Raw genomic sequence first — 1128 nt, 5'->3', positions numbered from 1 at the left:
TATCAAAATTTGTATCTAATGTAGCGTCATCTGTAACAGGGGTATCTGCGACGGAAGAATCAAATGAATCAGCAGGAAGAGCTAAATCATCGCTTGCTGTTTCGGGTGGAATGTCAAGAGACTCGCCGCCAAGATCGATACCGCTTAGGTCTTGATTGTCAACTTGTGTTTCTTCCGGCTCTTTTGGCGTTGCTGGCTCTTCTGGAGCGAAATCGTGAGGAGATTCGCCGCCAAGATCAATGCCGTTTAAGTCTAGATCAGCTTGAGGCGCATCTGCGCTAGCACTTGAGTCCGCGCTTTTATCGGGAGTGCCGCTGTCAATCGTATCAACATTAAAATTAAAATCATCTAAACCGGCAGCAGCATCAGCGTCGGCTTCTGCCGATGTATCCGCTACACTTTCTCTGCTTTCGCCGCCAAGATCAATGCCCCCCAAATCATCGTTTTCGGGTTCTTCCTGTTTTGGTTCAACTTTAGGCTCAGCTTTAGATTCAGCTTTGGGTTCTTCAACGCCAAAATCTTCTTGACTAAAATCGGGAAGACCAGTGTCAGAGGGAGCCGATTCCATCTCATCAGAAAATCCCGATAAAAGATCATCGGGTATACCGCCTTCGTTAGCTGAAAGATCTGGGGCAGGTTCTTCTTGACTGTCGCCCAAGAAAGAGGATAAATCATCTGCGTCCGAAGCATCTGTCGGAGTATCCGCTGCGGCTTCGTCCTGCTCGCCGCCCAGGAAAGAGGATAAATCATCTGTACCCGAAGCATTCGCAGGAGTGTCTGCCGTGGCTTGATCCTGCATACCGCTTAAAAAAGATGATAGATCGTCCGCGCCTTTATCCGGCTCTGGTTCTGATTGAGAAGGAGTATTAATTTCTTTTAAAAAGTCATCAAGCGCGGATATGGCGTTGCCGGCGGGCGCGTCAGCAGGGGTATCGGCAGGTGGAGAACTATCGCCTGTTAAATTACCCAAGAAAGAATTAAGGTCAAAACCGCGCCGCCTTTTGAGTTTAAAAGGCACGAACCCGCCCCTATTGACGACCTTGGGCTGGGACTTGATGAAGGCGGCGGCGATTTAGACCTTAATTCTTTCTTGGATAATTTAACAGGCGATAGTTCTCCACCTGCCGA

Annotated in this window: 1 protein-coding gene; it reads right to left on the bottom strand. The window is 48.7% G+C overall.

Annotated elements, in window-relative coordinates:
- Positions 1–970: hypothetical protein (locus tag ACYVTD_RS13560; RefSeq protein ID WP_461248266.1), on the bottom strand; the 970-nt coding region annotated here is incomplete at its 3' end.
- Positions 971–1128 lie beyond the last annotated feature (158 nt).

It is taken from the genome of Treponema sp. R6D11 (assembly GCF_054786075.1).
This window is presented reverse-complemented; position numbering and strand designations above follow the sequence as displayed.